Consider the following 5595-nt stretch of genomic DNA (forward strand, 5'->3'; position numbering starts at 1 on the left):
CTTCTGGGTCACCTTCGTCGGCGTCAACCTGATCTTCTTCCCGCAGCATTTCCTCGGCCTGTCGGGCATGCCGCGCCGCTACATCGACTATCCGGATGCCTTCGCCGGCTGGAACATGGTGTCGTCCTACGGTTCCTACATTTCGGCCGTCGGCGTCGTGATCTTCCTTTATGGCGTGTTCGAGGCGTTCCAGAAGAAGCGGGTGGCCGGCGCCAATCCGTGGGGCGAGGGTGCGACCACGCTCGAATGGCAGCTGCCGTCGCCGCCGCCGTTCCACCAGTGGGAACAGTTGCCGAAGATCAAGTAGGCGGCGGTTCCGCGCGAATACGAGACCGCCGGCTCGTCCGGCGGTTTTGGCCAACGGAATGATGGACTTTAAGTACGCATGGCCCTTGTCGACGAGAGATTGATTGACGAAGCGGGCTTTCGCATGTCGGAAGCGACGGCGGGCGATTTCTTCGCTCTCCTGAAGCCGCGCGTCATGTCGTTGGTGGTGTTCACCGCCTTTGTCGGCCTGGTCGCGGCGCCCGTCACCATCAATCCGCTGCTGGCGGTGATCGCCATCCTGTCGATCGCTATCGGCGCTGGCGCTTCCGGCGCGCTCAACATGTGGTACGACGCCGACATCGATCGGGTGATGACCAGGACCAAAGACCGTCCGGTTCCGGCCGGCCGCGTCACGCCTGGCGAAGCGCTGAGTTTCGGCCTGGTGCTGTCGGTGCTGTCGGTGATGACGCTGGGCGTGCTGGTCAACTGGCTGTCGGCCGCGCTTCTGGCCTTCACGATTGTCTTCTACGCCGTCATCTACACCATGTGGCTGAAGCGCTGGACGCCTCAGAACATCGTCATCGGCGGCGCCGCCGGGGCCATCCCGCCCGTCATCGGCTGGGCGGCAGTGACCGGCAATATCAGCCTGGAAAGCCTGATCCTGTTCCTGATCATCTTCCTGTGGACACCGCCGCATTTCTGGGCGCTCGCGCTCTTCAAGTCCGAGGACTATCAGCGCGCCGGCATCCCGATGATGCCGAATGTCGCCGGACAGGCATCCACCAGGCGCCAGATCTTCGCCTATTCGCTCATCCTGGCGCCCGTCGGAGTGCTGCCCTGGGCGCTCGGTTTCACCACGGTCGCCTATGGGGCCGTCGCCGCCGTGCTTGGCGCTGGCTTCGTCTGGTATGCCTGGAAGGTGCTTGGCATGGCCGCCGACGATCGCGCCATGAAGCCGGCCAAGGCTTTGTTCGCCTATTCGTTGCTCTACCTCTTCGCCATCTTCGCCGCCTACCTCGCCGACTGCGTGGTCGGGCGCGCGCTCGCCATGGGGGGGATTTGATCGTGGCCGACAAGAACCTTGAGCTCGTCACGCTGACCGAACGCCAGCAGAAGGCACGGCGCAGCCGCTCGGTCGCCATCGGCGTTGCGCTGGCGGTGCTCGTCGTCATCTTCTATATCGCCACCATTGTGAAGTTCGGCCACAACCTCTCGGGGACGATGTGACGATGGCGCGCGAAACAATCACCGACCCCACCAAGAAGAACACCAACCGCGTCGTCGCCGGCGTCTGCATCGCCTTCTTTGCCGGCATGATCGGCATGGCCTATGCCGCAGTGCCGCTCTACACCATGTTCTGCCAGGCCACCGGCTATGGCGGCACTGTCAAGCGCGCCACTCAGCAATATGCCGACCGCGTGCTCGACCGCGACATCACCGTCCGCTTCGATGCCAACACCGCTGGCGTTCCGTGGGAGTTCCAGCCGGTCGCCCGCTCGGTCACCATCAAGATCGGCGAGACGGTGGAGGCACATTACAGCGCCACCAACAAGTTCGACCGTCCCTTTACCGGCCGCGCCACTTTCAACGTGCAGCCGGAACTGGCCGGTCCCTACTTCAACAAGGTGGAGTGCTTCTGCTTCACCGACACGACGCTGAAGCCCGGTGAATCGCTGGACATGCCGGTCGTGTTCTATGTAGATCCCGATATCGTCGACGTGCCGGAACTGAAGGACTTGAAGACCATCACCCTGTCCTACACCATGTTCCCGGTCGACAAGAACAAGCCCGTCGCATCGTCGGCGCCGGCCCAAAGCACCAACAAAGTTCCGAATACCGAAGCAAGCCTCGGGGGTTGATATGGCAGACGCACACGCAAAACCACAGCACGACTACCATCTCGTCGACCCCAGCCCGTGGCCGTTCCTTGGCTCCGTCGGCGCGCTGGTGACCGCCATCGGCGGCGTCTGCCTGATGCAGTACCTGAAGGCCGGCAGCTTCCCGATCTTCGGCCATAACATCGCCAATCCCTGGCTATTCTTCATCGGCCTCCTGATCGTGATCTACACCATGTTCGCCTGGTGGTCGGACACCATCAAGGAAGCGCATGAGGGCCATCACACCCGCGTCGTGTCGCTGCATCTGCGCTACGGCATGATCATGTTCATCGCCTCCGAGGTGATGTTCTTCGTCGCCTGGTTCTGGGCTTTCTTCGATGCCAGCCTGTTTCCGGGCGAGACGCAGCAATATGCCCGCACCGCCTTCACCGGCGGCGTCTGGCCGCCGAAGGGCATGGAGGTCCTCGACCCGTTCCACCTGCCGCTCTACAACACCATCATTCTGCTGCTGTCCGGCACAACGGTGACCTGGGCGCACCATTCGCTCATCCATGGCGACCGCAAGGGGCTGATCAACGGCCTGGTGCTGACCGTCGGGCTCGGCATGCTGTTCACCATGGTGCAGGCCTACGAGTACATGCACGCGCCGTTCGGCTTCAAAGATTCCATCTACGGCGCCACGTTCTTCATGGCCACCGGCTTCCATGGCTTCCATGTCATCATCGGCACCATCTTCCTGCTGGTCTGCCTGATACGCGCCATCAAGGGCGATTTCACCCCGAAACAACATTTCGGCTTCGAGGCGGCAGCTTGGTACTGGCACTTCGTCGACGTGGTCTGGCTGTTCCTGTTCAGCGCGGTCTATGTCTGGGCCTCGAACGGCGCGATGATCGAAGCCCACTGATTGCAGTCCGAGGAAATGTGACGAGGCGGCTGCGGCGACGTGGCCGCCTTCTTCTTTTCGGCGCAATGGCCGGCCATCGGTAGCCGATGTTGGCGAGAATTCCTTGTGCAGTCTGCGCATGCATGGTCTGGGCTTTCCCTGCGCTTGCAGGCCAGCAGGTCTATCTGGTCCGGGTTGAAAAGGCGGAGCGGCGACTTGAGCTGATCGGCGAAGGCGGCAAGATCCTTCGCAGTTTCAGCATCGCGCTGGGCAGTGAGCCGTTTGGCCACAAACACCAGGAGGGCGACGAGCGAACACCGGAGGGGCGCTACGTTCTCGACTGGCGTAACGCAAACAGCGCGGCCTACAAATCGATCCACATCTCGTATCCGAACGCCGACGATCTCGCGGCGGCACAGGCTCGCGGCGTGGACGCCGGCGGGATGATCATGATCCACGGCCAGCCAAATGGTTTTGGCTGGCTGGGGTGGCTGCTTCAATTGGTCGACTGGACCGATGGCTGCATTGCGGTTACGGACTCTGACATGGATGAAATCTGGACGATGGTGGCTGCTGGCACACCTATCGAGATCAAGCAATGAGTGACGACAAGGCGATCTGGCCACCCATCGAACCGATCTCGGCTGGCCTGCACGGCCGCTGCCCGCGCTGCGGCGAGGGCAAGCTGTTTTCCGGCTTCCTCAGCGTCGGCAAGCGCTGCGTCAATTGCGGCCTCGACTACTCCTTTGCCGATGCCGGCGACGGCCCCGCCGTGTTCGTCATCCTGATCATCGGCTTCATCATCGTTGGCCTGGCGTTGTGGATGGAGGTGACGCTCGGGCCGCCGCTCTGGGTCCACCTGCTGCTATGGATACCGCTGGCGCTGGTGCTGTGCTTGACGGCGCTCAGGCTGATCAAGGGCGTGCTCTTGACGCTGCAATACCGCAACAAGGCCGCCGAAGGCAGGCTGGACCACGGCGAATGAGCGAGGCATCCGCTCTGACGGCAGGCAGGTCCCGGCCCAGGCGGGCATTGCTGCTGATCCTTGCGCTGGCTCTGTTCGTCATCCTGGTCGGGCTCGGCACCTGGCAGGTCCAGCGCCTGCACTGGAAGGAGGGCCTGCTCCAGACCATCGACCAGCGCACGCATTCGGCGCCGCGCCCGCTGGCCGAGCTCGAAAAGCAGTTCGCCGCGACGGCTGACGTCGACTACACGCCCGTGACGGTGACCGGCACCTTCCTGCACCACGGCGAACGGCATTTCTTCGCCACCTGGGAGGGCGCTTCCGGCTTCGACGTCTTCACGCCGTTGCAGCTCGACGATGGTCGTTTCGTGCTCATCAACCGCGGCTTCGTTCCCTACGACCTGAAGGATGCGGCCAAGCGGCCGCAAGGCGAGGTCGCCGGCAAGGTGACTGTAACCGGGCTCGCCCGCAACCCGCTGGCGGCGAAGCCCTCGATGATGCTGCCCGACAATGATCTCGCCAAGAACATCTTCTACTGGAAGGACCGCGGCGCCATGGCGTCGAGCGCCGGCCTGCCCGCCGGCGCCGGCCTGGTGCCGTTCTTCATCGACGCCGACAAGACGCCGAACCCCGGCGGCCTGCCGGTCGGCGGCGTCACCGTTATCGATCTGCCGAACAGCCATCTGCAATATGCCGTCACCTGGTACGGCCTTGCCGCCGCCCTTGCCGGCGTCCTGCTTTTCAGGCTCCGTCGCCCGGCGAAAGCAGGGTGATTGCTGTCGTCGCCCTTGACAGGGCAGGGGCGCGCACCTCATTTCGCGCCTTAAGTTCCGAGCTCCGATCAACCGGTCCGCAATCATGCTTCAGACAAAGCCACCGCTGACGATCAGGCTCTGCCAGCCGCGCGGCTTCTGCGCCGGCGTCGACCGTGCCATCCAGATCGTCGTGCTGGCACTGAAAAAATACGGCGCGCCTGTCTACGTCCGCCACGAGATCGTGCACAACCGCTATGTCGTCGAGGGGCTGCAGAGCCTGGGCGCCGTGTTCATCGAGGAGTTGTCCGAGATCCCTCCCGAGCATCGGAAGTCGCCGGTCGTCTTTTCGGCGCATGGCGTGCCGAAATCGGTGCCGGCGGATGCCCAGGCGCGCAACCTGTTCTACCTCGATGCCACCTGTCCGCTGGTGTCCAAGGTGCATAAGCAGGCGATGCGCCACCAGCGCCTCGGCCGCCATGTGCTCCTGATTGGCCATGCCGGCCACCCCGAGGTGATCGGTACCATGGGCCAGCTGGCGGACGGCGCCGTCACTCTGATCGAGACCGAGGCCGACGCCGCCGTTTTCGAGCCCGCCGACCCGGCGGCACTCGGCTTCGTCACCCAGACCACGCTGTCGGTCGAGGACACCGCTGGCATCATCCGCGCGCTCACGGAGCGCTTTCCTGAGTTGCACGCGCCGGCCGCCGAATCGATCTGCTATGCCACTACCAACCGCCAGGAAGCGGTGAAGGAGACCGCCGCCGGCGCCGATCTCTATCTGATCGTCGGCGCCCCAAACTCCTCCAATTCGCGGCGTCTCGTCGAAGTCGCCGAACGCGCCGGCGCCACGATGTCGCTTCTCGTGCAGCGCGCCGCCGAGATTCCGTG

General features: G+C 63.7%; 9 protein-coding genes. All 9 read left to right on the forward strand.

Translation table 11 applies throughout. The features are described from left to right. A partial coding sequence (locus EN745_RS28645) for a cbb3-type cytochrome c oxidase subunit I (protein WP_189363186.1) occupies positions 1-307 on the forward strand: 307 nt, incomplete at its 5' end. Between the two features lie 78 nt (positions 308-385). Next, positions 386-1330, forward strand: coding sequence for a heme o synthase (locus tag EN745_RS28650; RefSeq protein WP_127406454.1), 945 nt, complete (start codon positions 386-388; stop codon positions 1328-1330). Positions 1331-1332: 2 nt separating this feature from the next. After that, entirely contained in the window at positions 1333-1494 is a 162-nt protein-coding gene (locus EN745_RS28655) for a hypothetical protein (protein ID WP_126055920.1), read from the forward strand. A 2-nt stretch (positions 1495-1496) separates the two neighbouring features. Further along, positions 1497-2126: a cytochrome c oxidase assembly protein gene (locus EN745_RS28660; RefSeq protein WP_126055919.1), complete on the forward strand. Its 630-nt coding sequence runs from the start codon at positions 1497-1499 to the stop codon at positions 2124-2126. A 1-nt stretch (position 2127) separates the two neighbouring features. After that, positions 2128-3009, forward strand: a complete 882-nt coding sequence (locus EN745_RS28665; protein ID WP_126055918.1) for a cytochrome c oxidase subunit 3 — start codon at positions 2128-2130, stop codon at positions 3007-3009. Between the two features lie 122 nt (positions 3010-3131). Then, complete coding sequence (locus EN745_RS28670; protein WP_348630976.1) at positions 3132-3590, forward strand: L,D-transpeptidase family protein; 459 nt, start codon at positions 3132-3134, stop codon at positions 3588-3590. Then, positions 3587-3973, forward strand: coding sequence for a DUF983 domain-containing protein (locus EN745_RS28675; protein ID WP_126055916.1), 387 nt, complete (start codon positions 3587-3589; stop codon positions 3971-3973). Before EN745_RS28670 ends, EN745_RS28675 begins: the two co-directional genes overlap by 4 nt. Beyond that, positions 3970-4725: an SURF1 family protein gene (locus EN745_RS28680; protein ID WP_189347301.1), complete on the forward strand. Its 756-nt coding sequence runs from the start codon at positions 3970-3972 to the stop codon at positions 4723-4725. Before EN745_RS28675 ends, EN745_RS28680 begins: the two co-directional genes overlap by 4 nt. Before the next feature lie 85 nt (positions 4726-4810). Beyond that, positions 4811-5595 (forward strand): 4-hydroxy-3-methylbut-2-enyl diphosphate reductase (ispH, locus tag EN745_RS28685; protein ID WP_127422799.1); only part of this gene is annotated, 785 nt, incomplete at its 3' end.

This window comes from Mesorhizobium sp. M4A.F.Ca.ET.022.05.2.1, from assembly GCF_003998845.1.
Taxonomy (GTDB): Bacteria; Pseudomonadota; Alphaproteobacteria; order Rhizobiales; family Rhizobiaceae; genus Mesorhizobium.